The 25,249-nt window shown below is 72.0% G+C and carries 25 protein-coding genes and 1 pseudogene; 20 read left to right on the top strand and 6 right to left on the bottom strand.

Features of this window, described 5'->3' with window-relative positions; genetic code table 11:
- Nucleotides 1–7 precede the first annotated feature (7 nt).
- The 10 genes from ACWER9_RS11700 to ACWER9_RS11655 all read left to right on the top strand — a co-directional run bounded on the left by ACWER9_RS11700 (nt 8) and on the right by ACWER9_RS11655 (nt 7,948).
- Nucleotides 8–805: a 2-keto-4-pentenoate hydratase gene (locus tag ACWER9_RS11700; protein ID WP_452301790.1), complete on the top strand. Its 798-nt coding sequence runs from the start codon at nt 8–10 to the stop codon at nt 803–805.
- Nucleotides 802–1,734, top strand: coding sequence for an acetaldehyde dehydrogenase (acetylating) (locus tag ACWER9_RS11695; RefSeq protein ID WP_452301789.1), 933 nt, complete (start codon nt 802–804; stop codon nt 1,732–1,734). The genes ACWER9_RS11700 and ACWER9_RS11695 overlap by 4 nt, the downstream gene beginning before the upstream one ends.
- The gene (gene dmpG / locus ACWER9_RS11690; protein WP_452301788.1) at nt 1,731–2,828 is read left to right on the top strand and encodes a 4-hydroxy-2-oxovalerate aldolase; all 1,098 of its coding nucleotides are present in this window, start codon (nt 1,731–1,733) and stop codon (nt 2,826–2,828) included. Before ACWER9_RS11695 ends, dmpG begins: the two co-directional genes overlap by 4 nt.
- Complete coding sequence (locus ACWER9_RS11685; RefSeq protein WP_452301787.1) at nt 2,825–3,598, top strand: 2-keto-4-pentenoate hydratase; 774 nt, start codon at nt 2,825–2,827, stop codon at nt 3,596–3,598. The genes dmpG and ACWER9_RS11685 overlap by 4 nt, the downstream gene beginning before the upstream one ends.
- Entirely contained in the window at nt 3,595–4,017 is a 423-nt protein-coding gene (locus ACWER9_RS11680) for a RidA family protein (protein WP_184177831.1), read from the top strand. Before ACWER9_RS11685 ends, ACWER9_RS11680 begins: the two co-directional genes overlap by 4 nt.
- A complete protein-coding gene (locus ACWER9_RS11675; protein ID WP_452301786.1) occupies nt 4,014–4,538 on the top strand; it encodes a 3-hydroxyanthranilate 3,4-dioxygenase in 525 nt (174 codons plus the stop codon). The genes ACWER9_RS11680 and ACWER9_RS11675 overlap by 4 nt, the downstream gene beginning before the upstream one ends.
- A complete protein-coding gene (locus tag ACWER9_RS11670) occupies nt 4,538–5,539 on the top strand; it encodes an amidohydrolase family protein (RefSeq protein WP_452301785.1) in 1,002 nt (333 codons plus the stop codon). Before ACWER9_RS11675 ends, ACWER9_RS11670 begins: the two co-directional genes overlap by 1 nt.
- A 179-nt stretch (nt 5,540–5,718) precedes the next feature.
- Nucleotides 5,719–7,182, top strand: a complete 1,464-nt coding sequence (locus ACWER9_RS11665; protein WP_452301784.1) for an amidase — start codon at nt 5,719–5,721, stop codon at nt 7,180–7,182.
- A gap of 57 nt (nt 7,183–7,239) precedes the next feature.
- The gene (gene ctaJ, locus ACWER9_RS11660; RefSeq protein ID WP_428842198.1) at nt 7,240–7,554 is read left to right on the top strand and encodes an aa3-type cytochrome oxidase subunit CtaJ; all 315 of its coding nucleotides are present in this window, start codon (nt 7,240–7,242) and stop codon (nt 7,552–7,554) included.
- Complete coding sequence (locus tag ACWER9_RS11655) at nt 7,541–7,948, top strand: DUF5130 family protein (RefSeq protein ID WP_357356614.1); 408 nt, start codon at nt 7,541–7,543, stop codon at nt 7,946–7,948. Before ctaJ ends, ACWER9_RS11655 begins: the two co-directional genes overlap by 14 nt.
- A gap of 169 nt (nt 7,949–8,117) precedes the next feature.
- Here the strand turns inward: ACWER9_RS11655 and pepN are convergent, their stop codons facing one another.
- Nucleotides 8,118–10,667: an aminopeptidase N gene (gene pepN / locus ACWER9_RS11650; protein WP_452301783.1), complete on the bottom strand. Its 2,550-nt coding sequence runs from the start codon at nt 10,665–10,667 to the stop codon at nt 8,118–8,120.
- Between the two features lie 221 nt (nt 10,668–10,888).
- Between pepN and ACWER9_RS11645 the strand changes: the two genes are divergently transcribed.
- The 4 genes from ACWER9_RS11645 to ACWER9_RS11630 all read left to right on the top strand — a co-directional run bounded on the left by ACWER9_RS11645 (nt 10,889) and on the right by ACWER9_RS11630 (nt 14,030).
- A complete protein-coding gene (locus tag ACWER9_RS11645; protein ID WP_452301782.1) occupies nt 10,889–11,515 on the top strand; it encodes a mycothiol-dependent nitroreductase Rv2466c family protein in 627 nt (208 codons plus the stop codon).
- Between the two features lie 180 nt (nt 11,516–11,695).
- On the top strand, nt 11,696–12,199 hold the full coding sequence (locus ACWER9_RS11640; RefSeq protein ID WP_452301781.1) for a hypothetical protein: 504 nt from the start codon (nt 11,696–11,698) through the stop codon (nt 12,197–12,199).
- A gap of 79 nt (nt 12,200–12,278) precedes the next feature.
- Entirely contained in the window at nt 12,279–13,478 is a 1,200-nt protein-coding gene (locus tag ACWER9_RS11635; RefSeq protein WP_452301780.1) for a DUF1015 family protein, read from the top strand.
- Between the two features lie 84 nt (nt 13,479–13,562).
- A complete protein-coding gene (locus tag ACWER9_RS11630; RefSeq protein ID WP_452301779.1) occupies nt 13,563–14,030 on the top strand; it encodes a ribose-5-phosphate isomerase in 468 nt (155 codons plus the stop codon).
- Nucleotides 14,031–14,041: 11 nt separating this feature from the next.
- On the opposite strand, the gene ACWER9_RS11625 is transcribed toward ACWER9_RS11630, so the two are convergent.
- The gene (locus ACWER9_RS11625) at nt 14,042–14,383 is read right to left on the bottom strand and encodes a hypothetical protein (RefSeq protein ID WP_452301778.1); all 342 of its coding nucleotides are present in this window, start codon (nt 14,381–14,383) and stop codon (nt 14,042–14,044) included.
- Nucleotides 14,384–14,522: 139 nt separating this feature from the next.
- Here ACWER9_RS11625 and ACWER9_RS11620 point away from each other — a divergent pair, with 139 nt between their 5' ends.
- Nucleotides 14,523–15,068: a hypothetical protein gene (locus tag ACWER9_RS11620; protein WP_452301777.1), complete on the top strand. Its 546-nt coding sequence runs from the start codon at nt 14,523–14,525 to the stop codon at nt 15,066–15,068.
- Between the two features lie 161 nt (nt 15,069–15,229).
- On the opposite strand, the gene ACWER9_RS11615 is transcribed toward ACWER9_RS11620, so the two are convergent.
- Nucleotides 15,230–15,994: a class I SAM-dependent methyltransferase gene (locus ACWER9_RS11615; RefSeq protein ID WP_452301776.1), complete on the bottom strand. Its 765-nt coding sequence runs from the start codon at nt 15,992–15,994 to the stop codon at nt 15,230–15,232.
- A gap of 130 nt (nt 15,995–16,124) precedes the next feature.
- Here ACWER9_RS11615 and ACWER9_RS11610 point away from each other — a divergent pair, with 130 nt between their 5' ends.
- Genes ACWER9_RS11610 through fxsT form a run of 3 tightly spaced genes read left to right on the top strand, consistent with a single transcriptional unit; the run spans nt 16,125 to nt 20,749 of the window.
- On the top strand, nt 16,125–16,496 hold the full coding sequence (locus ACWER9_RS11610) for a CU044_2847 family protein (protein WP_452301775.1): 372 nt from the start codon (nt 16,125–16,127) through the stop codon (nt 16,494–16,496).
- 57 nt (nt 16,497–16,553) lie between these two features.
- Nucleotides 16,554–17,552: a trypsin-like peptidase domain-containing protein gene (locus ACWER9_RS11605; RefSeq protein ID WP_452301774.1), complete on the top strand. Its 999-nt coding sequence runs from the start codon at nt 16,554–16,556 to the stop codon at nt 17,550–17,552.
- The gene (gene fxsT / locus ACWER9_RS11600) at nt 17,549–20,749 is read left to right on the top strand and encodes an FxSxx-COOH system tetratricopeptide repeat protein (RefSeq protein ID WP_452301773.1); all 3,201 of its coding nucleotides are present in this window, start codon (nt 17,549–17,551) and stop codon (nt 20,747–20,749) included. The genes ACWER9_RS11605 and fxsT overlap by 4 nt, the downstream gene beginning before the upstream one ends.
- Before the next feature lie 17 nt (nt 20,750–20,766).
- On the opposite strand, the gene ACWER9_RS11595 is transcribed toward fxsT, so the two are convergent.
- The 3 genes from ACWER9_RS11595 to ACWER9_RS11585 form a co-directional block, all read right to left on the bottom strand.
- The gene (locus tag ACWER9_RS11595; RefSeq protein ID WP_452301772.1) at nt 20,767–21,993 is read right to left on the bottom strand and encodes an aKG-HExxH-type peptide beta-hydroxylase; all 1,227 of its coding nucleotides are present in this window, start codon (nt 21,991–21,993) and stop codon (nt 20,767–20,769) included.
- Nucleotides 21,954–22,148 carry a hypothetical protein gene (locus ACWER9_RS11590; RefSeq protein WP_452301771.1) on the bottom strand — a complete coding sequence of 65 codons (195 nt, stop codon included), beginning with the start codon at nt 22,146–22,148 and terminating at the stop codon, nt 21,954–21,956. The genes ACWER9_RS11595 and ACWER9_RS11590 overlap by 40 nt, the downstream gene beginning before the upstream one ends.
- A gap of 148 nt (nt 22,149–22,296) precedes the next feature.
- Nucleotides 22,297–24,441: a M14 family zinc carboxypeptidase gene (locus ACWER9_RS11585; protein ID WP_452301770.1), complete on the bottom strand. Its 2,145-nt coding sequence runs from the start codon at nt 24,439–24,441 to the stop codon at nt 22,297–22,299.
- A gap of 190 nt (nt 24,442–24,631) precedes the next feature.
- Here ACWER9_RS11585 and ACWER9_RS11580 point away from each other — a divergent pair, with 190 nt between their 5' ends.
- Nucleotides 24,632–25,036, top strand: coding sequence for a sigma factor (locus tag ACWER9_RS11580; RefSeq protein WP_452301769.1), 405 nt, complete (start codon nt 24,632–24,634; stop codon nt 25,034–25,036).
- Nucleotides 25,033–25,249: pseudogene (locus ACWER9_RS11575) on the top strand (hypothetical protein); the annotation flags it as partial. The gene ACWER9_RS11580 and the pseudogene ACWER9_RS11575, both read left to right, overlap by 4 nt.

Below are 25,249 nucleotides of genomic sequence, written 5' to 3'. Positions count from 1 at the left end.
AGCGGACATGGAAGCTGACATCGAGGCCGCCAACCGGGAGTTGGCCGACGCCCGCAGCACCGGCAAGCCGTGCGCGCCGCTTCGGGGCCGACTGCTGCCGAAGGGCGACATCGAGGCCGCGTACCGCGTGCAGCAGTTGCAGGCGCGGGCCTGGCAGGGCCGCGGCGAGCGCCGGGTCGGCGCGAAGATCGGGCTGACCTCCCGGGCGGTGCAGGAGACCTTCGGGGTGTTCCAGCCGGACTTCGGCATGCTCACCGACGCGATGGCCGTCGGTGACGGTGTCGAGGTGCCCATCGACAGGTTGCTCCAGCCGCGCGTCGAGGCGGAGATAGCCTTCGTGCTCGCCACGGACCTCCCGAACCCGCAGCTCACCACGGTCGACCTGATCCGCGCGGTCGACCACGTGCTGCCGGCGATCGAGATCGTCGACTCCCGGATCGCCGCCTGGGACATCTCCATCGTGGACACCGTCGCCGACAACGCCTCCAGCGGGCTCTTCGTGCTCGGCACCACGCCACGGCAACTCGCCGATGTCGACCTTCGGCTGTGCGGCATGGTGCTGGAGCACGCCGGCGAGCCGGTCTCGGTGGGCGCGGGCGCGGCCTGCCTGGGCAACCCGCTGCACGCCCTGCAGTGGCTGGCCGGCACCCTGGCCCGCGCCGGCGACCCGCTGCGCGCCGGCGACGTGGTCCTCTCCGGGGCGCTCGGCCCGATGGTCCCGGTCACCCCCGGTGCCGCCTACGAGGCCCGGATCTCCGGGCTCGGCTCGGTGCGCACCTGCTTCAGCAAGGAGGTCTCGTCGTGACAACAGGTGTTGCCGTGCTCGGGTCCGGGAACATCGGAACCGACCTGATGATCAAGGTGTTGCGGCTGAGCGACAGCCTCCGGATGGTGGCGATGGCGGGCATCGACCCCGCCTCCGACGGCCTGGCGCGCGCTCGCCGGCTCGGCGTGGCCACCACCGCCGACGGTGTGGACGGGCTCGTCGCGATGCCCGAGTTCGCCGACGTCGAGCTGGTCTTCGACGCCACCTCGGCCGGCGCGCACCGACACCACGACGAGGTGCTGCGCGCCCACGGCCGCACGGTTGTCGACCTGACCCCGGCCGCGCTCGGCCCGTACGTGGTGCCGCCGGTCAACCTGGACGAGCACCTGCACGAACCGAACGTCAACATGGTGACCTGCGGCGGGCAGGCGACGGTGCCGATCGTCGCCGCGGTCCGCCGGGTCACCCCGGTGGCGTACGGGGAGATCGTCGCGTCGATCGCGTCGAAGTCCGCCGGGCCGGGCACCCGGGCCAACATCGACGAGTTCACCGAGACCACGGCCCGTGCCATCGAGGTGGTGGGCGGTGCCGAGCGCGGCAAGGCGATCATCGTGCTGAACCCGGCGGACCCGCCGCTGCTGATGCGGGACACCGTCTACTGCCTCTGCCCGGACGCCGACGCCGACACCGACGCGATCGCCGCCTCGGTCGCCGGGATGGTGGCGACCGTGCAGGAGTACGTCCCGGGCTACCGGCTCAAGCAGGACGTGCAGTTCGACCGGGTCGAGGCGTACCTGCCGTCGTTCGGGCGGCGGCTCACCGCCCTGCAGGTGTCGGTCTTCCTGGAGGTCTCCGGTGCCGGGCACTACCTGCCCGCGTACGCCGGGAACCTGGACATCATGACCTCCGCCGCGCTGCGCACCGCGGAGCGGCTGGTCGCCAGGCGGTCGACGGGAGCGGTGGCATGACCGAGCTGTACATCCAGGACGTGACGCTTCGCGACGGCATGCACGCCATCGCCCACCAGTACACGGTCGACCAGGTGCGCCGCATCGCCGCCGCGCTGGACGCCGCCGGGGTGGCCGCCATCGAGGTGGCGCACGGTGACGGGCTCGCCGGTTCCAGCGTCAACTACGGCCACGGCGCCGCAAGCGACGCCGAGTGGATCTCCGCCGCTGCCGAGGTGCTGACTACGGCCAAGCTGACCACCCTGCTGCTGCCGGGCATCGGCACGATCGCCGACCTGAAGGCGGCGAAGGCGCTCGGGGTGACGAGCGTCCGGATCGCCACGCACTGCACGGAGGCGGACATCTCCGCCCAGCACATCTCCTGGGCCCGGGAGAACGGCATGGACGTCGCCGGGTTCCTGATGATGTCGCACATGTTCGACCCGGCCGGGTTGGCTGGGCAGGCCAAGCTGATGGAGTCGTACGGGGCGCACTGCGTCTACGTCACCGACTCCGGTGGTCGGCTGCTGATGTCCGACGTGGCGCAGCGGGTCGACGCGTACCGGCAGGTCCTCGCCCCGGACACGCAGATCGGCATCCACGCGCACCACAACCTGTCGCTCGGGGTGGCCAACAGCGTGCTCGCCGTCGAGCACGGCCGGGTCACCGGGTCCGCGCCGGCCGGTCCCGACGCGGCCCACGGCCGGACCGTCCGCGTCGACGCGTCCCTCGCCGGCATGGGCGCGGGTGCCGGCAACGCCCCGCTGGAGGTCTTCGTCGCGGTCGCCGAGCTGCACGGCTGGAAGCACGGTTGCGACGTGTTCGCGCTGATGGACGCGGCCGACGACATCGTCCGCCCGCTCCAGGACCGGCCGGTCCAGGTGGACCGGGAGACGCTCTCCCTGGGGTACGCCGGGGTCTACTCCAGCTTCCTGCGGCACGCCGAGCGGGCCTCCGCGAAGTACGGCGTGGACGTCCGGTCGATCCTCGTCGAGCTGGGCCGCCGCCGGATGGTCGGCGGCCAGGAGGACATGATCGTGGACGTCGCACTCGACCTCGCCGGTACGGAGCGTTCGTGTGACCCGCGGTCGCGGACGGAGGATGAGGCAGCATGATCGGACCGGACATCGCGGGGATCGCCGAGAAGTTGGGCGCGGCAGCCGACACGGCCACCGCGATCCCGCAGCTCGCCGCCGAGACCGGCCTCGACGTGGACACCGCGTACGCCGTGCAGGCCGCGCTGCTGCAACGCCGGCGGAACGCCGGTGAGCGGCTGGTGGGGTTGAAGATGGGGCTCACCAGCAGGGCGAAGATGGCCCAGGTCGGCGTGGACGAGGTGATCTGGGGGCGGCTCACCGACGCGATGCGGGTGCCCGACGGCGGCACCGTGGATCCGGCCGCGTTCATCCACCCCCGGGTCGAGCCGGAGGTGGCGTTCCTGCTGGACCGGCTGCCCGAGCCGGGCGAGCCGGTCGGCGACTTCGCCACGGCGGTCCGGGCTGTCGCCCCGGCCATCGAGTTGATCGACTCCAGGTACGCGGACTTCCGCTTCTCCCTGCCGGATGTGATCGCGGACAACACCTCGGCCGCCGCCTTCGTCGTCGGGGCGTGGTCGCCGGTGCCGGCGGGGCTGGACAACCTGGGCGTGCTGCTGGAGGTCGACGGCCGGGTGGCGCAGGTCGGCTCGACGGCGGCGATTCTCGGTGATCCGCGCCGGGCGCTCGACGAGGGCATCCGGTTGGCGGGTCGGCACGGGGTGCGGCTGGAGTCCGGCTGGGTCTTCCTGGCCGGCGCCGCGACCGCCGCCGTTCCGCTACGTCCGGGCGCCCATGTCCGTGCCGTCGTCGAGAAGCTCGGTACGGCCTCGCTGCGGGCGTCGTCGTGACCGCGCGGGTGGTGGCCGGCAAGGCCGTGCCGCGAGGAGCTTTCCCGCACGTCAAGGTGGCGGGCGGCTTCGTCTTCGTCTCCGGTACGTCGTCCCGGCGGCCGGACAACAGCTTCGCCGGCGTGTCCGTGGACGAACTCGGCACCACGAACCTGGACATCCGGGTGCAGACGCGGGCCGTCATCGAGAACGTGCGGGACCTGCTGCGCTCGGTCGGTGCGGACCTCACCGACCTGGTCCAGGTGACGTCCTATCTGGTCAACATGAACGACTTCGGTGGTTACAACGAGGTGTGGGCGGAGTTCTTCGACGCCTCCGGACCGACCCGTACGACGGTGGCGGTGCACCAGCTCCCGCACCCGCACCTGCTGATCGAAATCCAGGCCGTGGCCCTTCTTCCCTCAGGAGGTCAGTCGTGAGTGAGATCGCCGAGCCGTTCAGCTTTCCGGGCTGGATCGCCGACAACCAGCACCTGTTGAAGCCTCCGGTGGGCAACAAGGAGATGTTCCCCGGCGGGGACGACTTCATCGTGATGGTGGTGGGCGGGCCCAACCAGCGCACCGACTTCCATGTGGACCCGTACGAGGAGTTCTTCTACCAGGTCAAGGGCAACATGCACATCAACCTGGTCACGCCGGAGGGGCCGCGTACGGTGCACGTGCGCGAGGGGCAGATGTGGATGTTGCCGCGCAACACACCGCACTCGCCGCAGCGGCCGGAGGCCGGCTCGATCGGTGTGGTCGTCGAGCGGGTCCGTGAGGAGGGCACGCTGGAGACCTTCCAGTGGTACTGCCCCGAGTGCGGCACCAGGGTGCACGAGGTGGAGTTGCAGGTCCGTGACATCGCCGCCGACCTGCCGCCGGTGTTCCAGGCGTTCTACGCCGACGAGGCGGCGCGCACCTGCGCCAACTGCGGCACCCTGCACCCGGGCAAGGGCTGATGCCCGCAGGCGTGGTCGACGTGCACACGCACGTCGTACCCAAGGGTTGGCCGGACCTCGGCGCGGCATGCGGCGGGTCCGGCTGGCCGTGGTTGCGGGTCGACTCCGAGCGGGCCGCCATGATCATGGTGGGGGAGACGGAGTTCCGCCCGGTCGGCGCCGAGTGCTGGGACGCGTCCCGCCGGCTTGCCGACATGGACGCCGACGGTGTGGCCGTGCAGGTGGTCTCGCCGACCCCGGTCTTCTTCAGCTACGACCGTCCGGCCGACCAGGCGGTCAAGGTCGCCCGGATCTTCAACGACCTGACCCTGGAGGTCACCGCGGCCGGAGGTGACCGGCTGGTGCCGTTCTGCCAGGTGCCGCTCCAGGACCCGGACGCCGCCTGCGCCGAGTTGGATCGCAGCCTCGCCGCCGGGCACGTGGGCGTGGAGATCGGCAACCACGTCGGCGACCGGGACCTGGACGACGCCGGCGTGGTCACCTTCCTCCAGCACTGCGCCGAGGTCGGCGCACCCGTCTTCGTCCACCCGTGGGACATGCCGGGCGGGCCGCGACTGGACCGCTGGATGGCCCGCTGGCTGACCGGGATGCCCGCCGAGACGCACCTGTCGGTGCTGGCGATGATCCTCGGCGGCGTCTTCGACCGGGTGCCGGAGACGCTGCGGATCTGCTTCGCGCACGGCGGCGGCAGCTTCCCGTTCTGGCTCGGCCGCGCCGACAACGCCTGGCACCGCCGTGGCGACCTGGTCCGGGGCGCGTCCGCCGGCCCGCCGAGCAGCTACCTCGACCGGTTCAGCGTCGACTCGGTGGTCTTCGCGCCACCCGCGCTGCGGCTGCTCGTCGACACGCTTGGGGAGGACCGGGTGCTCGTCGGCAGCGACTACCCGTATCCGCTCGGCGAACGGCCGGCCGGCGCGGTCGTGCACGCGGCCGACTTCCTCACCGACGCCCAGCGCACCAAGCTCCTGTCCACGAACGCCCTGCGCTTCCTGCACGGCTGATCGAAGCGCCGCGCCCTCGGTGCGAGGAGATCTTGGACAGTTTCCGTCAGCAGTTAACGGAAACTGTCCAAGATCTGCGGCTCGACACGTCGAGCCGACGGCGGCCATCCCATTGGTCCGTTTCTGGTTGCCGGCGCGTGTCGGCTGCGCGAAGGGGTGACGGCCGGCAGGATGGCGGCATGGCCGAGCCGCACGACCTGACCGCGTTGGAGCAGGCCGCCGCCGTCGCGCGCGGCGAGCTGTCAAGCGTCGACCTGGTCGAGCACTCGCTGAGCCGGGTGGCGGCGCTCGGCGACACCGTGGGCGCGTTCGTCACCGTCACACCGGAGCTGGCCCGGCAGGCCGCGCGCGCCGCCGACGCGGTGCCGGTCGAGCAGCGCGGCCCGCTGCACGGGGTGCCGACCGCGATCAAGGACCTGACGCTCACCGCCGGGGTCCGCACCACCTTCGGTTCGGCCGCCTTCATCGACTTCGTGCCACCTGTCGACGCCGACGTGGTCCGGTTCATCAAAGCCGCCGGTCTGGTCAGCCTGGGCAAGACGACCACCTCCGAGCTGGGCTGCTCGCTCTACTCGGAGGGTCGGGTCGCGCCTCCGGCCCGCAACCCGTGGCAGTTGGCGTACACCGCTGGTGGGTCCAGCGGCGGCGCGGCGGCGGCTGTCGCGGCCGGGCTGGTCCCGATCGCCCAGGGGTCCGACGGCGGCGGGTCGCTGCGCATCCCGGCGTCGCTCTGCGGCCTGGTCGGCTACAAGCCCAGTCGGGGTCTCGTCTCCGGCGGGCCGGTCGGCTCCGGCGCGTTCGGCCTACCCACGAGCGGCCCGCTCGGGCGGACGGTCACCGACGTCGCCGCGCTGCTCGACGTCATGGCGGTCCCGGTCGCCGGTGAGCCCTACCTGTCACCGCCCGCGCCGCCCGGCGGCTACCTGGCTGTCGCGCGCCGGGCCGAGCCCGGCCCGCTGCGGATCGGTCGCTTCACCACGCCGATGCTCGCCGACGAACCGGTGCACCCGGACTGCGTGGCCGCCGTGGACCGGGCCGCCGCGCTGCTCACTGCGGCGGGCCACGAGGTGGTCGAGGTGCCGCCGCCGCTCGGGCCCGCGGCGTGGCCGCTGTTCGAGATCCTCTGGTACGTGCTGGCGCTCGCCCCGGTGCCGCCGCAGCGGGAGGCGGAGCTGCTGCCGCTGACCCGGCTGCTCCGGGCCCGAGGCGCCGAGGTCTCCGCCGGCACCCTGGCCACCACCCTCGGCGAGTTGCAGGCGCAGGTGCGCCTCGGCACCCGCCGCACCGCCGGCTGCGACCTGCTCCTCTGTCCCACCCTGGCCACCCCGCAGGCACCCGTCGGCTGGTTCACCGCCGACGCGGACCCGGCCGCCGACTTCGAACGGCAACGCCGGTTCTCGCCCTACTGCGCCATCTTCAACGTCACCGGCGATCCCTCCGTCTCCCTGCCGCTGGGCACCACGACCGACGGTCTGCCCGTCGGGGTGCTGCTCACCGGACGGTACGGCGACGACGCGCGGCTTATCGCTACCGCTGCGCAACTGGAGAACTCCAGTGACGGATGGGATCGGCACCCCGCAATCTGGCGGGCCGCCGACTCCGCTAACGTGAATGGCGACGGAGTCGGGCGGTCGGCAGCGTGATCGTCCATCCGACCCGGTCTTTCAAGGTCGTCCTTCTTCCGCCTGGGGGCGTTGGGATTGTCTGTTACCGAGACGTTGCTGGTCTTCGTCGGCATCCCGTTGGCCGCGGTGCTGGTCATCGCCGGCCTGTCGTACGCCGGTAGCCGTGGGGGTGCCACTGGCGGTGGCGGTGGCGCCAAGCGCTACCGTCCGGGCCGGCCCTTCGACTTCACTCCGGTCTGGTTCCTGGGCCGTCCGGAGCAGCTGGCCGACTCGGCCGGCACCGCGCTGACGGCGGGGGCGCAGGCGCCCGCGCTGACCAGCCACAAGCTTGAGCAGGCCAGCGTCGAGGCGCCGGCCGGTGGAACCGGAGGCGCAAGTGACCGTTGGTGAGAAGCAGACCGGGTCGGAAAATCCACCCGAGGTGCTCGACGGGCCGTTCTCGACCCGCCAGCTGCTGCGCATCGACGAGGCGTTGCGGCTCGCCGACCAGGGCACCGGCCTGGTCTTCTCGGTCTTCGTCGGCGGTCTCGACGAGCCGATCCGCGAGCACGCCCAGCGGCTGCACCGGCAGCTCGCCGAGCCCGACAAGTCGGTGCTGATCGCGGTGTCACCCAACCAGCGTCAGCTGGAGATCATCACCGGGCGGTACGCCCGCAAGCGCATCCCCGACACGTACGCCAAGCTGGCCGCGCTCTCCATGGCCGGCGCGTTCAGCGGCGGCGACCTGGCCGGCGGCATCATCAACGGCCTCGACCAGCTCGCCAGTCACGCGGGCAAGGGCTGACCCACACCCACGACGCGCGGGCACGCATGATCGTGCTCGATCCAGGAAACAGGGGCCTCGGCTACGGCTGAGGCCCCTGTTTCACTGTTCGAGCACGATCTTCCAACGGAACGGCCCCGGGGCCGGCGCGGGCTCCCACCCACACCGGCCCCGGGCCGGACAATGCTGCTCAGGCGCTCTGGGCGTCCTTCGTGCGGGCCCTGAGGGCGCGCACCACGCCGTCGCGGCCCTCGGCGACCAGCCGACGCAGCGGGGCGGGGTGCCCGTCGCCGGCCAGCCACGCGTCGGTGGCCGCCACCGTGTCGTCCTCCACCAGGTAGGTCGGGTAGGCCAGCTGGGCGAACTCCTGTGCCGGCTCGCTGTCCCGAGTGGCCCAGATCTGCCCGACCGCGGCGAAGTACCGCTCCCGGTACGGGGCGACCAGCTCCACCTGTGCCGGGTGGGCGAAGCCCTGCAACAGCGCCCGGTGCCGCCAGTTGGGCAGCGCGTCCGGGCCGGTGAGCAGGCTCCACACGGCGGCCTTGTTCTCGGGCGTCGGCATCAACGCGTGCGCGTACGCGGCCTCCCGCTCGCCACTGGCCGTGCGGTCCCTGCTCAGTTCCGCCTCGATCTCGGCGGCGTCGGCGGCGCCATTGGCCACCAGCGCGGCGAGGACCGACCAGCGCAGCTCCGTGTCGACGGTCAGGCCGGCCGGCACGCCGGTGCCGTCCAGCCAACCGCGCAGCGTCGCCAGGTCATCCTCGGAGCGGACCGCCGAGGTGAACGCACGAGCCCAGGCCAGTTGGAACCCGCTGCCCGGCTCGGCGGCGGCGAGGGCGTCCCGGGCGGTACGGGCCAGGTCGGCCCAGCCGGTCGGAGCCCAGGCCGGGTCGGCGTACAGCGTGAGCGTGGTGGTCGCCTGCCGCAGGGTGGCGGTGACCAGGTTGATGTCGGTCTCGGCGGGCAGCCCGCTCAGCGTCAACGCCACGTAGTCGCGGGCGGACAGCTCGGCGTCGCGGGTCATGTCCCAGGCGGCGGTCCAGCAGAGCGCGCGGGCGAGCGACGAGTCGAAGCCGCCGATGTGCTGCACCACCGTCGCCATCGACCGGTCGTCGAGACGCAGCTTGGTGTAGCTGAGGTCGTCGTCGTTGAGCAGCAACACGTCGGCCGCCCGGACGCCACGCAGCGGGGCGAGGTCGGTGTGCTCGCCGGTCACGTCCACCTCGTACCGCTCCCGGCGGACCAACCGCCCGTCGGTCAGGTCGTACAGGCCCACACCGATCCGGTGCGTCCGCAGCGTCGGGTACGCCGCCGGCGCCTCCTGCCGCACCAGCACCTGCTCGTACGTGCCGTCCGCCCCGATGGTGACCTCCGGCCGCAGCGTGTTGACCTGCGCGGTCTCCAGCCACTGGGCGGCGAACTTGCGCAGCTCCCGACCGGATGCGGCCTCCAGCTCGGTGAGCAGGTCGTCGAAGGTGGCGTTGCCCCAGGCGTGCTTGTCGAAGTAGGCCCGCAGCCCGGCCACGAACGGCTCCTCACCCACGTACGCGACGAGCTGCTTGAGCACGCTCGCGCCCTTGGCGTAGGTGATGCCGTCGAAGTTGACCTCCACGGCCTCCATGTCCGGCATCTCGGTGTAGACCGGGTGGGTGGAGGAGAGCTGGTCCTGCCGGTAGCCCCAGTTCTTCCGGATGGACAGGAACGTCGTCCACGCCTCGGTGAACCGGGTCGCGTTGGTGTTGCACCAGTGGCTGGCCCACTCGGCGAACGACTCGTTCAACCACAGGTCGTTCCACCAGCGCATGGTGACCAGGTCACCGAACCACATGTGGGCCAGCTCGTGCAGGATCGTGTTGGCCCGCTGCTCGTACTCGAAGTCGGTGACCTGGGAGCGGAACAGGTAGTGCGACTCGGCGTGCGTCACGCAGCCGAAGTTCTCCATCGCGCCGGCGTTGAAGTCGGGCACCCAGAGCTGGTCGTACTTCGGCAGCGGGTAGCGCACGCCGAACTTCTCGTGGAAGAAGTCGAAGCCCTGCTTGGTGATCAGGAACAGGTCGTCGGAGTCCAGGTACTGCGCCATCGACGCCCGGCAGAAAGCACCCAGGTCGATGCCGTCGTGGGTGTCGCGCACCTCGTGGTACGGCCCGGCGCACATCGCCGTGATGTAGGTGCTCATCCGGGGCGACTCGGTGAAGTGCAGCGTCTTGAGCGCCTCACCCGCCGGCTCCTCGCGCTGCACGGGCATGTTGGACACCGCCCGCCAGTGCGCCGGCACGGTGACGTGCCAGGTGTAGACGCTCTTCAGGTCGGGCTGGTCGAAGCAGGCGAACACCCGCTGCGCGTCGGCGGTCTCGAACTGGCTGTAGAGGTACGTCTCGCCGTCCACCGGGTCGACCGTCCGGTGCAGACCCTGACCGCTGTTGGAGTAACCGAAGTCGGCATCGACCACCAGGACGTTGTCGCTGTCCAACCCGGACAGGACCAGGCCCTTCTCGGCGGACCAGTCGGAGAGGTCGACGGGTGTGCCGTTGAGCGTCGCCGAGCGCACCGACTCGGCGGCCAGCTCGACGAAGGTGCTCGCGCCCGGTTCGGAGCAGCGGAACCGGACCTCGGTCGTCGAGGAGAACGTGCGGCCGTCGGCCGCCAGCACGGCGGTCGACAGGTCCAGACTGATGTCGTACCCCGTCACGTTGAGCAGGCGTGCCCGCTCGGTCGCCTCGACCTGCGTCAGGTTGCGCACTCCCGGCACTGTTCGTCTCCATCCCACATGTCGCCGTACGCCCGGCGGCGCCCGTTCGCCTACCGCTCGTGACGGCTGGCCCGATTCGAGTCTTCCATGTACGGGCAGCCCGCGGTGGCCGAGGTCACGCTCTCATCCGGGTGCCGGTCGGTGCGCTGCGGGGTGAAGATTCTCCTGAGACGCCGACCCGCTGGCGCCACCCGTCGTGAAGGGATCTCACCGTGACCGAACGTGTCACTGCCGACATGTGGTTCGACCCGGCCTGCCCGTGGGCGTGGATCACCTCCCGCTGGCTGCTCGAGGTCGAGCAGATCCGAGACGTGGACATCCGCTTCCACGTGATGAGCCTGGCCGTGCTCAACGACGGCCGGGACGGGCTGTCCGAGGATTACAAGGAGTTCCTGAAGACCGCCTGGGGCCCGGTGCGCATCTGCATCGCCGCCGAGCAGGTGCACGGCAACGACGTGCTGCGACCGCTCTACACCGCGCTCGGCACCCGGATCCACCTGCAGAAGCAGGAGCGGGGGCCGGAGCTGTACGTCGCCGCGCTGACCGAGGTCGGCCTGGACCCGGCACTTGCCGCCGCCGCCGACAGCACCGACTACGACGAGGCGCTGCGGGCCAGCCACGAGGCGGGCATGCGCCCGGTCGGGCAGGACGTGGGCACCCCGGTCGTGCACGCGCCCGGCCCGGACGGCACCCCTGTCGCGTTCTTCGGCCCGGTGATCACTCCGGCTCCGAAGGGGGAGGCCGCCGGCCGGCTCTGGGACGGCGTGCTGCTGGTCGCCGGCACTCCGGGCTTCTACGAGCTCAAGCGCACCCGCGAGCAGAGCCCGATCTTCGACTGACCGACGGGCACCACGCCCTCGTCCACGCTTCGTCGACAGCGTGGACGAGGGCGTTTCCGTTGCGAGGCCGAGGTCGGCGGAGGGTCGTGGCGTCACCGGGAGGCGGGCGGCGTCGTTTCCCTCGGTGTCCGCCGCAGCGACCCGCAGGGCCGCGCGCCGCAGCTCGTGGAGGCAATCCCGATGGCCAAGCACCGTGCGTCCGGTGACGATCAGTTGACCCGGCAGGGGGTGATCGAGACTCCCGGCGCGGACTACTGGTCGGTCGACGACTCCCGCTGGCCGACGGTCCGCCCGGACCTACCCGCCCACCTGGTGGATCTGCTCGCGCCGCCAATCGTGGTGGGCGTGGCGCGGGTCCCGGTGACCTCCCGGCTCACCCCGCCCGCGTCGGTCGACCCACTGCCGTCGCCCGTCGACGCCGTGCCGGCGCTGGTGCCGGCGGGGGCGGCACCGGCCGAACCGGCGCCCCCACCGCCGGCGCCGGCACCTCCGCGTCCGGTGCCGACGCCGCCGCTGAACCCGCGGCCCGTGCCGGCGCCGCCCCCCGAGCGCCCCGTGCCGGGGCCGCCCGCGTCGCCCCGCCGTGCCCTGAACACCGGGCCGATCGGGACCGTTCGGCGGGGCAACAGTGGGCCGGTGAGCGCGGGTAAGCACCGCCGGGGCACCTCCGACCGCGCTGGCTGACCGGCCGGGCCCTTTCATCTGGTGGACGCCCCGCGGGTCCCCGTCGGTGGCGACACCGTCGCCGGTAGCGTCAGTGGGCATGACGGTCGTGCATCCGATCACCCGGGCCTGGGTCACCACTGGCGGCACCGGCGCGCAAAACTACGACGAGTTCGCCGACGACGCGGAGATCACCGCGATCATCGAGTCGAACCCGCACAGCGCTCTCGGCATCGAGATGCCGCACCGCGCCCCGCAGAGTCTGGGCACGTCGTTCCTCGACGCGCTGCCGGCCGCCGTGGCCCGCCTCGCCGAGGCCAAGGCCGACGGCAGTTACACCCCCGCCGAGCAGGTGGTGGTGCTCTACCGGATCACCGCACCGGGCGAGGAGCCGGCGTACGGGCTGTTCGCGATGGTGGACACCGACCAGATCTCCACCCGGGCGGACGAGCCGGGCCTGGTCATCCGCAACGAGGACGTCTTCATCGCCAAGGTGCGCGAGCGGGTGGCGCTCGCCGAGGCGCTGGGCCACCTGCTGTCCCCCGTACTCCTGCTCCAGACCGGTCGGGGCGACGAACTGCACGCCGCGTTGGCGGCGGCGACCGAGACGGCCGGCGCGCCCGCCGCGACGGACACCGACCAGGCGGGGCGCACGCACGCCATCTGGCTGCTCGGCCCCGGCCCGGAGCAGGCCACGCTCACCGCTCTCGCCGGTGGCGGGGAGCTGGTCGTCGCGGACGGCAACCACCGCAGCCTGGCCGCCCAGACCGGGGGGCTGCCGCGCTTCCTGGCCGTGGTCACCACGCCCGCGTCGGTGGCCATCCAGCCCTACAACCGGTTGGTCAGCGAGCTGACCACGACCCCCGCCGAGCTGCTCGACCGCCTGCGGGCCGCGGGCGCCGAGGTCGAGCCGATCGACGGCCCGGTCGAGGTCCCGGCGGCCGGCGGCACCGTGCACCTGCACCTCGACGGCAAGGGGTACGCGCTGCGCCTGCCCGCCACCGCCTCCGTCCGCCTGGAGAACCTGGACCACGCCCTGGTCGAGCGGCTGGTGTTGCGCGACGCTCTCGGTCTCGACCCGGGCGACAAGCGGATCACCTACGTCGGCGGTGACTACCCGGCGAGCTGGCTCACCGGTGAGGTCGACGCCGGGCGGGCCGAGTTGGCCATCCTCATCGCGCCGGTGACCGTGGCGGACTTCGTCGCGGTCAACCTGGCCAGGGAGAAGATGCCCCGCAAGAGCACCTGGTTCACCCCGAAGGCGCGCGGCGGTCTGGTCGTCGCCGAGCTGCCGCGCTGAGCGCCACCCCCACCACCGTGTGACGAACTCGGCTCGGGGACGCCCCTGTCACGTCCCCGAGCGCGGCCTGACAGACTGCCCGGTATGCGCGTCTACCTGGGATCCGACCACGCCGGTTTCGAGTTGAAGGTGCACCTGGCCAACCACCTGGCCATGCAGGGCTACGACGTGGTCGACGTCGGCCCGCACGGCTACGACCCGGACGACGACTACCCCACGTTCTGCCTGCACACCGGCGATCGGGTGGTGGCCGACGAGACGGGCCTCGGAGTGGTCATCGGTGGCTCGGGCAACGGTGAGCAGATCGCCGCGAACAAGGTCGCCGGCGTCCGCGCCGCCCTGGCCTGGAGCGTCGAGACCGCTCAGCTGGCCCGTCAGCACAACGACGCGAACGTGGTCGCGATCGGTGCCCGTCAGCACACCCTGGACGAGGCGACCGGCATCGTCGAGGCGTTCCTGAACACGCCGTTCTCCGGTAACGAGCGGCACGCGCGCCGGATCGCCCAGGTGGCCGAGTACGAGCAGACCCGGAAGCTGCCCGAGCTGCCCTGACCCTGCGGCGTTCAGCGCGGCGAGCGGGGCAGCTCCTCGCGGGGCACCCAGTTCCGACGGACGACCACCACCCGGGCCTCCGCCTCGGCCAGGTCGTCCTCGTCGGGGCGGGCCGCGTCCCGGGCCCGTAGCGCGGCGCTCAACCCCACCTGGGACGAGCCGGAGCCCACGAGCCCGCGCAGCCCGCGCTCGCTGTCGCGGTCGTCGCCACCAGTGCTCCTGCGCCGCGGGGGCGGGTCGTCACCGTCGTGCACGCCCAGCGTGCTGGCCGTCGGGCCGTCGGCACCCGGTCTGGCCGTGTCGGAGTCGCCGTGGTGGCGCAGCCGTCGCCGTCGTCGGTCGGGGTCACCCATCAGCCGACCGTACCGTGCCCGGGCGTGCTCCGCCGCCGCCGTGGGGCCTCGCGTCCCGGCCGGGGTCGGCGACCGATTTGCCGGCTGGCTACCCTCGAATCCAGGCGGTGCTGTTGCCGTCGGTCAGGGGGAGGACGAGATGGCAGACCAGACGCAGCCGTGGGCGGAGCGGACCGTGGAGGTGCCACCGCAGGCCGGCGTCGGGGTGCCGCCGCAGCGCGACGGGTTCCGTCGGGGGGTCGCCCCGGTGGGTGAGCCGCGTACCCCGCGGACCGAGCCGTTCCCGGTGGTCGAACAGGAGCCGACCGGCACCGGCTGGCCCGGTGGGCCGGTGCCCCGCCGTTCGCTGAGCTCGCGGATGGCGCAGCTACGACGGGGCGGTGAGTGGAGCGCGGCGGCCGGCCTCTTCGCGTTCGTGTGCTGGGGCATCTGGGCGTTGTCCGGTCAGGGTGACCTGAGCGGCCCGCTGCTGGTGCTGGTGCTCAGCCTGCTGGTGGCGGTCGGCCTGTTCGCCCTGTTCCGGCTGGTCGGCAGGGTGGTGCTGGAGCGGCAGCTGGGCCGGGTCCGGCGCAGCGCCCGAGGTGCCCACCTGGCGACGGCGGTGTTCCTCGCCGGCCTCGGGGTGGCCTGGCTCCAGCAGACGGAGTGGGTCGTCTCGGCCTGGAACTGGATCTCCTCGAACTGACCGGGCGTGCACGGGCGGGCCGGTCTGATACCGCCCACCCGTGCACCCGGTCGTCTCCCCACCAGGCAAGGTTGCCGCTTACCCGGCCGGCCGCGGTTCATCCGTGGCCGGCCGCTCCGACCGGTACTTGTTCGGGGGCCGGTCGGCCTGGAGCGTTCGGGTCAGCGTTGGGGTTTGTGTGCCCGGACCAGGATGCGCTGGGCGTGGGCCACGAACGGGCCGTGGCGACGGATGTGCTCGTGCAGGTCGGCGAGGCGGGCCCGGTACCTGTCCACGGTGAAGTCCGGCACCGTCCAGATGACCTTGCGGAGGAAGTGCACCACCGCGGCGACGTCGTTGAAGGTGGTCGGCAGCGCTTCGTGCCGTAGCTCGTCGATGACCAGGCCGGCGGCTCGCGCGTCGGCGGCGGCGCGGGCCGGGCTGCGCTCGTCGCCGATCTCCCGGGGGCCGGTGAGGAACTGCGCCAGCTCCCGGTTCGAGCCGGGGCCGATCTGCTGGGCAAGGTATCGCCCGCCGGGGGTGAGCACCCGGGCGATCTCGTCCCAGAGCACCACGTTGGGATGCCGGCTCACCACCAGGTCGAACGTCTCGTCGGCAAACGGGAAAGGAGCGTCCTCGGCGACGTCGACCACCTGCACGCCGCGCGGTTCGAGGGCGCGCCGGGCCAGTTGGAGGTTGGGCGGCCAGTGTTCGGTGGCCACCGTCACCGGCGGGAACGTGGGCACCTCGGAGAGCACCTCGCCGCCGCCGGTCTGGATGTCGAGTGCGGCGCGCGCCACCCTCATCTGGGCGGTCATGAGTCGCAGATATCCCCAGGATGGCCGCTGCTCTGTCGCGCGGCCGTGGAACCAGGAGAAATCCCAACCGTCCACGGATGCGTCGGCACCTTCGCGGAGCAGATCCTCGAAGGTCGCCGTGTCCTGCATTGCGCCAGGCTGACAGGCCGCAGTGGCGATGGCAAGCAGAAGTGTTCCGTGTCGGCGCACTGTGCATGCAATGACTCCTGTCAGTGATCTGACACCGATTCCGAACGATCTTTCGGCGAGAATTCGTCACGTGGCGGATCTCCTTCGTTTCGAGACTGATCAGGGCGTCCTCCTCGTCGAGGAACACGCTGGCACCGACCTGGAACGGGTCGGTCTGCTCGATCGAGTCCGTCCCGCCCGGCAGTCGCTGGAAACGGCGCTGGCCCACGTCAAGCCCGCGCTCGACGCGGCATTGGGCCTGGTTCAGGGGGTGTCGGTCCGCCCCGATCAGGTGGAGGTCGAGATCGGTGTCACCCTCACCGCGGAGGCCGGCGCCGTCGTCGCCCGCACCAGCGCGCAGGGCCACCTCAAGGTCACGTTGGTCTGGACCTCGGGCGTCGCCGCCCTGCCGTCACCGGGTGAGGACGGGCCCGCCGCGCAGGAGCCCGCCGCGCATGACTGACCGCCGCGCCGGCCGTCGGCGGCCGACCGTCCGGGTCGAGTGGTCGGCGGAGCACGGATGACCGGCACCCGGTCGCTCGCCGGCCGGGTACGAATACTCGGTGGCCACTCCCCGTCGGTCGTCGGCGCGGGCATCCAGTTGACCACCGACCTGGTGCTGACCTGCTGGCATGTCGTCGACGACGGCGCCGGGGGAGACCAGCACGGCCTGCTCGTCGACACACCGAGCCAACCCGGCACCCGGGTCGCCGCCGAGGTGCTCTGGTCCCGGGGTGTCGGGCCGGCGGGCGACGGTGACCTGGCGGTCCTGCGCTGCGCCACGCCGCTGCCGTCCACCCCCGCCGCCCTCGCCGATCGCGGTGACGACGAGTTCGACGTGCGGATCGTGGGTTACCCGGTCAACACCCCGGCGTCCGTCCTGGTGCTGGCGCGGGCCGTCGGTCCGGTCGACGCGAGCACGGGTTGGCGCCAACTCGACCGGGTCTCCGCCGCCACGGCGGGAATCGACCGAGGCTTCAGCGGCTCCGGGGTGTACGCCTCGGACGGCGCCGTGGTGGGCATGGTGCTGGCCCGCGCGAGCGTCGGCCAGCAGTTGGTCGGCTGGATGCTGCCGGTCGCCAAGTGGTCCGCCCTGCTGCCGCCCGGTCTGCTGCCGCCCACCGTGCTGCCGCCCCGACCACCGTCGGCTCTGCTGCCTCGACCTCGGTCGGCTCCGGACGGGGCGGCGTCCGCGCCCGTGCCCGCGCCGCCCTCATTCGCGCAGAAGATGGCGCTGGCGCGTCTGCTGGAGGACATTCCGGTACTCCGGCACCCCGACAGTCGTCAATTGGTCATTCAGTCCCTGCCACCGCACATCGGTCGGATGGTGAAACCATTCGGGCCATTGGGTCTCGACATGTTCGGTCTGATTCGGACGGGCCTAGAATACGAAGATGGGATCGCGGCTCTCTATCGCGTTCTGCTGTTGACGGAGGGGTCGGCGAGTAAGCCGCTGCAAGCCTTCCGTGACCTTGCTGAGAGCCTCGGTCTGCTGACGGGTACGGAGGACAATCGGTGACGACGCCCCGGATGCCGAGCGCTCAGGTGCAGGCCATCTGCGCCGCGCTGCTGTCGATGAGCTCGATCAACGACGTGAACACCCGTTCGCTCTACCTCGACGAGGTCGAGGGGGAGTTGCGCAAGCGGCTGTCGGTGTCCCGGCATCCCGAGGTCCAGTACGACGTCTACCGCATCGTCCGGGCCTGCGCCCAGGAGCCCCGGGGTGTGTCGACGCTGTTGCAGGTCATCGGCAACTTCCACCCGGGCGCCAACGGGGTCACCGTCGCCCAGCAGGTCTATCTCTCCTGGCGCCTCGTGCAGGTGCTCGCCGACGTCCCTACCGACGTGTTGACCGGGGCCGTCGCGGCAGTCGCGGATCGTCAGTTGCCTCCGGAGGATCTGCCCGGCCTGGTGGAGGCCGTCGGCTGGCAGCCGGTGGACGACGTGCCGGTCCCCGCCGCCGTGGCGCTGGCGGGCCTGGTCCAGGCGGGCCTGGAGTCCGACGGCACGCCGGTGGAGCAGTGGTTGCGGGACGCCGCGACGGCCCTGCGGCTCACCGCCGCCGACCTCGACGAACTGCGCGTGGCTGCGAAGGCGCACTGGACGTCGCTACGATCCCCGCACCAGGCGGCACCGGCCGAGGCCGGTGGAGAGGACCCTGAATCCGACATGCGCAGGACGATCATCATCGAGGAGACGACGCCCCAGCGATCCCGCACGCTCATCCGGGGCGGCGTCCCACCGCGCAACCTGTACTTCACCGGCCGGGAGAAGCAGCTCGTCGCGCTCGACGAGCTGCTCTCCTCACAGCACCGGGCCTCGGTGCTGCCGGAAGCGGCACTGCGCGGTGTCGGTGGGGTCGGCAAGACCCAGCTCGCGGTCGAGTTCGCCTACCGCTACGCGGACCGTTACCAGCTGATCTGGTGGATGGCCGCCGAGGACCTCAGCGCGCTGCGGACCTCGATCGCGGCCCTCGGCGAGCGGCTCGGCCTGGCCGCGAGCGCCAGTCTGGAGCAGACCGTACGCACGGTGCTCGACTCCCTGTCCACCAGCTCGCTCAGTTGGTTGCTGGTTTACGACAACGCCGACGACCCGCACGAGCTGGCCCCGCTGATGCCCTCCTCGAACCTCGTCGGTGAGCGCGGCCACGTCCTCGTCACCTCGCGCAACATGGCCTGGTCGGCAAGCGCCCTGACCCTGGACGTCGACGTGTTCACCCGGGCCGAGAGCGTGGAGCTGCTGCTCAAGCGACGGCCGGCGACCACACCTGACGACGCCCGCCGGCTCGCCGCGGAGCTCGGTGACCTGCCGCTGGCCCTGGAACAGGCCGCCAGTTGGCTGCTCACCATGCTCTCGTCGGTCGACGAATACCTCGTCGACCTCAAGGAACACGCCCGGGAGTTGCTGGGTGAGGGGCAGCCCCGGCAGTACCGGGGCACCGTGTTGACTGTCGTGTCGATGGCGCTCGCCGCGGTACGCGAGCAGAACCCCGCCGCCGCGCAGCTGATCCAGATGCTCGCCTTCCTCAGCCCCGATCCGGTCCCGATGCGCCTGCTCTGGGAGGGCCGCCGCGCCGGGTTGGACGAACCGCTCCGCACCAGCCTGCAGGAGCGCAACGACATAGCTCGGGCGATCCGGCAACTGGCATCGCTCGGGCTGGCGAAGGCGGACAACGCCGGCCGACACGTACAGGTGCACCGGTTGGTGCAGGCGGTCCTCCGGGAAGGGCTCGCCGAGCAGGGCGACGTCACCGCGCTGACGAACGCCCGTCGGCTGCTTGCCGCCGCCAACCCCGGCTTCCCCGACGACCGCAGCACCTGGCCGCGCCATGCCGACATCGCACCGCACGTGCGCGTCGCCGGCCTGATCCACGGTGACCTCGACGCCCGCCGAACGGCGATGGACCAGCTGCGCTACATCTACAACCTGGGTGACTTCGAAGGCTGCCGGGACTTCGCCGAGGAGATCCTGGCCGCCTGGGACCAGCGCGGCCCCGACGGCGAGCGCAGCGGCGACCCGCTGACCCTGCTGGCGATGCGGCGGTACGCGGACGCCCTGCGGCTGCTCGCCGACCCGCGCGCGGCCGAGTTCGGCCTCGAGGCGCTGGAGCGGATGCGGACGAGCCTCGGTGAGGAGCACGAGTACACCCTCGGTGCGGCGAACAGCGTCGGTGCCGACCTGCGACGGATCGGCGACTTCGCGGCCGCGGCCGACCTGGACCGGCGCAACCTCGACGTGCACCGCCGGGTGCTCGGCGACGGGCATCCGAGCACGCTGCGGGTGATGAACTCGATGGCGATCAACCTCCGCCTGATCGGTGACTTCGCGGGGGCGTACGACCTCAACCTCGAAGTGGCACGGCACGCCGGTGCGGCCGCTGAGGACGGCACCTACGCGCTGGTGCTGGCCCAGGAGGCCCAGGCGCGCGACCTCTACCTGCTGGGTCGGTACGCCGACGCGCTCGAACTGCTGGACAGCTCCCTGCCGGTGCAGCGTTCGTTGCTCGGCGCGGAGCACCTCACCGTGCTGCGCGCCACCTGCATCCATATCGCCTGCCTGCGCAAGACCGGGCGACTGGACGCGGCCGTCGCGGAGGGCGCTGCGAACTACCGGCTGGTGACCCGCCGCTTCGGGACCGACCACGTGCTGGCTGCGGAGGCGGGCATGACCTGTGCCAACGCCATGCGCGCAGCGGGCGACGCCACCCAGGCGTACGCCCTGGCCGCCCAGGGGCACGCCACCTTCCGCACCGCCTTCGGGGAGCGGCACCCGGTCACGCTCTGCGCCGCGGTCAACCTCGGGGTGATCCTGCGGGCGCGCAACTTCGACCGTGAGGCACGGGAGTTGGGCGCGGCGACCCTCCAGGCGATGGGCGAGGCGCTACCGCCCACCCACCCGTACCTGCTCAGCGCGCGTTCCGCGCAGGCGATCAACCTGGTCCGGTCGCACCGGCTGGAGCAGGCACAGGTGCTCTCCGAGGCGATCCTCGAGGACTCGCGGCGCCTGCGGGGGCCGGGGCATCCGTACACGCTCTACTGCGCGGTCAACGCGTCGGTCGACCTGATCGAGGTCGGCGAGGAGGCTCGTGGCCGCGAGTTGCTCGACGAGGCTGCCGCCGCGCTCGAGGCGTTGTTCGGGCCGGACCATCCGGAGGTGGACGCCGCCCGGGGTCAGCGGCGCATCGAGTGCGACATCGAGACCGTCGGGCTGACCTGACGCATCGGTCCGTGCGCTCAGCCGGTGGTGATCGTCGGCCGATGCGCGCGTTCGGCTTCCGCCACCTCCCGCCGCGCGGCGGCGTCGGCGGACGCCGGGACCTGCACGGCCGCCAACTGACCGATCCGTGCGGTCAGGTGGTCCGCCCAGAGCCGCCCGGCCGAGGTGAGGCTTGCGGCCCCTGCGAACTCCACCAGGGCGCGCTCCAGTTGCGCCCGTACCACTGCGAACCGCGCGGTTGCCTGCGCCGCCAGTTGCGGATGGGCGCGCAGCGCGGCCCACACCTCGGCGACGGCCGTGAACGCGTAGGCGCCGTGCAGCAGCCCGCCGATCGGGCGCGGGTCGGGGCGCCAGGGCGCGAAGTACCGCGCCGGGTCGGTCGGTTCGTATAGCTGGACCAGGCCGAGGACGGCGTTGAGTTTGCTGTGTTGCAGCTCGTGCACCATCGTCACGGCCAGCTCCACCGGGTCGAGGTCGGCGTCGGCGGCGAACGCCCCGAAGGCGTCGGCGTGCGTGACGCTGTGCCCGCGCTCGGTGCCGCCAGCCAGGGGCACGAACGTGCTGATCCCGGCGGCCAGTTCGGCGGCGTGCGTCGGGGCGTACCCGACGAGAAGGTGCCAGGCGTGCCCGACGGACCGTTCCAGCTCCGCGGCCCGCGGTGGGGACAGCCTGGCGGCCACCGGCAACCCGAAGCAGTCGCGGTACGGGTCCAGGTCGTCGACGCGCAGGTCGAGGGTGACCGACGTGTCGGCGAAGCGCCACCAACGGGTGGTCGTCCACTGTGCCCCGGTCAGGTCGGTCGGCCGTACCGTCGTGCGGCCGCCGGGTCGGCGCAGCACCCCGAGGCCCGGCACGGGCACCAGCCCCGCACGAGGCGTGACCGGCACTGCCGCGTCCGACCAACCGCTGCGGGCAGCCGCCGCGAGTGCCACGAACGGGAGGTAGTCCGGTCGGCCGATGCTGCCACGCCGGACCCGGTCGATCGCCCAGACGGCCAGCCAGGGGTGGTCGAGCAGCACGTCGGTGGCGGCGGCGTCGAGGCGGTGGGCGTGCCCGAGCAGGTGCGCCGACGCCGCCAGGGTGTCGTCGGTGTCGGCGAGGCTCTTGAGGACGAGCATCGTGCGGTTGCGGTGCGCGAGCCGCAGCGCGCGGACGACAGCCGGGCCGCCCCGACCGTCGGCCAGACCTGTGAACTCCGACCGGGTCAGGTGGAGTCGGCGCCGGGGTCGAGGAAGCTGTTCCAACCGGTCAGTGTCGTCTGCCGGGGGGACTTCAGGGTCGCGACCAGTTCCTCGATCCATCGGGCCAGTTCCGGATCCTCGTCGCGTAGCAGGTGGCTCAGGCCCTGCGACAACACGTCGACCACAACGAGGTGATCAGGTGCGGGTTGCTCAGTCATCGATGTCCCGGGTTGGCGCGCAGGCGTGCTGACATGAAAACACGTCAACGTCTGTGATCACCATCGGCTTACCGTGCGGCACCGAGGACGGCAGGTCGTGGGCCGTACCGCCGCCGGCCGCACCCGGCGGCGGTACGGACCCCGGAGGTCAGTCGGCGGCCGCCTCGGCGGCGGCGTAGTCGCGGGCCACCCGGACCATCTCGACCAGCCCGCCGGCGTACTCCTGGGACTCGCCGTGCGCCTCGTCGAACGGTGGCTGGAAGCCGACGCCCTCCCACTGGCTGGTCGCCGGGTTCCACCTGTCGTTGCCGACCTCGAAGTCCCAGGCGAAGATGCCCAACTCGTAGTAGAGCTGGTCGGCCGAGTTGCCGGCGGCGGAGTAGAGCACGTCGGCGACCGGTCCGGTCTGCGACGGCCAGGTGACGGTGCCCCGCTCCTGGGCGATGGCGCCGACGATCCGCCGGGCACTGTCGAGGAACAGCGTCGACTCGTCGATCGACGGTCGCGGCAGGGTGACCCTGCCGTCGGCCCGGTACGCCCCGGGCGGCCACATGAAGTACCCGCCGTAGGAGTGCACGTTCATCGCGAACTTGATGTTCGGGTGGTCCTGGGCGAGGGCGATGACGTTGCGGCTCTCCGCCTCGGACAGCTCCGCCGTGCCCGCGAAGTTGCCGGACAGGCAGTTGGCGCTGGCGCCCACGTAGCCGTCGAAGTACGACCCGACGGTGTAGTTGCGGTTGATGTCGACGCCCCACGAGGTGCGGTTCTTCGGGTCGCGGGCGGCCCCGACGCAGTGGTTGACGAGGTTCTTGCGCTGGAAGTTGAAGTCGTTGAAGGAGTAGTTCGCGCCGTCCGGGTTGACCGTCGGGATGACGAAGATGTCGACCTGCTCCAGCAGCTCACGGGTGGCCGGGTCGGTCCGGGCGTTGGCGAGCATCCGCTCGGCGAACTCAAGCGTCACCAGCGGGGTGGCCCACTCCCGGGCGTGTTCCTGGGAGTACGCGAGCACCCCGACCCGGGAACCGTCGCGGTGGACGCCGAGGCGCAGCGCCTGCACCGTCCACTGCCGCGCCGGCACCTCGGTGCCCTGGAGGCCGTCGTCGAGTCGGGCGGGGCCGGCGACGGGCATCGGCAGGCCGGCCGAACCGTCCTCCACCGTGGCCCGGAAACGCTCCGGTTGCCGGGCGTTGATCGCCGCCGCGACCTCGTCGGTGGTGCTCACCGTCTTGCCCGCCGTGTCGGTGGCAAGCGACACGGTCAACACCCGATCCCGGTAGCCCACGGTCAGCGGTCGGTTCGCCCGGCCCGGGTCGACGGTGCGCACCTGTACGCCGTTCATGTTCTGGTCGCCGAAGCGCACCGACTCGACCACCACCGCGGCTGCCGCCGGGTCGCCGAGGTACGCGGCGGCCGTGCGCCGGTATCCCTGCGTCCTGTTCGGCAGGTCGATCACCTCGACGAGGTCCCGGTACTGGCGCGCCAGCCGCTTGATCCGCGCCTGGATGTCCACCGGCGTCAGGTACGCGTCGATGAAGTCCTTCTGGTAGCCGGCCGGCAGCGGCGGCGGGGAGGCGTTCGGCCAGAGCGTCGGCGTGACCGCCCGGCTGACCCCGCCGAGGCTCGAGGTGGCGCTCACCTGCACCGGTCGGCTCGGCACCGGCTGGGGAACGTTGTAGTGGTACTGGTACTCGCCGGAGTCCTCGAACCGGTACAGCGGGAACGAGCCGGTGGCACCGTCCGCCGCCCGCCAGCTGACGGTGATCTCCACATCCGGGTCGTCGGTGGCGGTGGTGGCCACCTGGACCTGGAGGAAGGTCTGTCCGGTCGTGGTCCAGTGGTACGCCTGCTGCACCTGGAGGGTGTCCACGGCGGCGGCGGTGGACCGCTGGCCGGCGGCCGGGGTACGCAGCCCGGCGGCGGTGCGGGCCTGAGCCGCGCGGAGGCTCTCGGTGTAGTGCCGGTTACCGTCCCCGGCCCGCTGGACGATCTGCGTGGCCGTCGCGCCCTGCGCGGTCAACTCGGCGAGCTGCGCGCCGCTGAGCACCAGGTCGGCGAGAATCCGGCCGTCCCGTGCACGGGGCCGGTTGGCCAGGTCCGCGCCGGTGGCGACGAGCCGGTCCAGCTGGGCCTGATCGCGGAGCTGGACCCGGACCAGCGCGGTCTCGGTGGCGCTCAGGGTGATCGGAGCGACCGGGGCGGCGGGTGCCGCCGCCGCGGAGGCGGGATGGGACAACACTGCGCTGAACAGGATCACTGTGGTGGCGGCAGCTGTCCACCGTCGTCGGACGATCATGTGCCCTCCTGTGACGGACGTCGATGTGCTTGGTCCTTACACCAGTGCACAGATCGACACCTGTCAAGGTGTGCGGATGTGTCCTCGGCGTCCTTCCCGGCGTTGAGTTCGTGACATGTCCGCGAGTTCCGGTGCAACCTCCTGGGCCGGACCCCGCGTGACTACCTCGAAACGGGGATCGGAGGCCTGAATGAGCGGTCGCGACGAGGCGTTCGCCGAGTACTTCGCGCAACGGTCCGGCGCCATGCGCGGCACCGCGTACCTGCTGTGCGGCGACTGGCACCGCGCCGAGGACCTGGTCCAGACCACGTTCGTCAAGCTCTACCGGGTCTGGAGCCGGATCTCCCGGCACGAGGTGCTCGACAGCTACGTGCGGCAGATCCTGGTCCGGACCTTCCTCGACGAGCGTCGCCGCGGCTGGTGGCGGCGTGAACGGGTGGGTGGAGAGGACTCCGAGCGGGTGGCCCCGCCCGACTCGCAGGAGAGCCGACTGGTGCTGCTCGATGCGCTGGCCCGGGTGGCGCCGCGCCAGCGGGCCGTGCTGGTTCTGCGCTACGCAGCGAGATGGCGGCCACCACCCCGCCACCACCATTGAGTACGCAAGCCACGCTCGGCAAGGCGCGGCGGACGCACCTGCGACGCCGCGTGGTGTTGGCGTTCCTCGGATCGGCCGCCGTGGTGCTGGCGGTCACCGGCTTCGCGGTTGTCGCCACTCCGGACGGCCCCGTCTATCAACCGGCGGGCCAGGGGCCGCTGGCTCCGGAGGCGTCGGGGGAGACCAAGGAGGCGTGGCCGACCGGGCCGGACG

This window comes from Micromonospora sp. NPDC003944 (assembly GCF_053605225.1).
The sequence above is the reverse complement of the archived record's forward strand: the minus strand, read 5'-3'. Positions and strand labels throughout refer to the sequence as shown.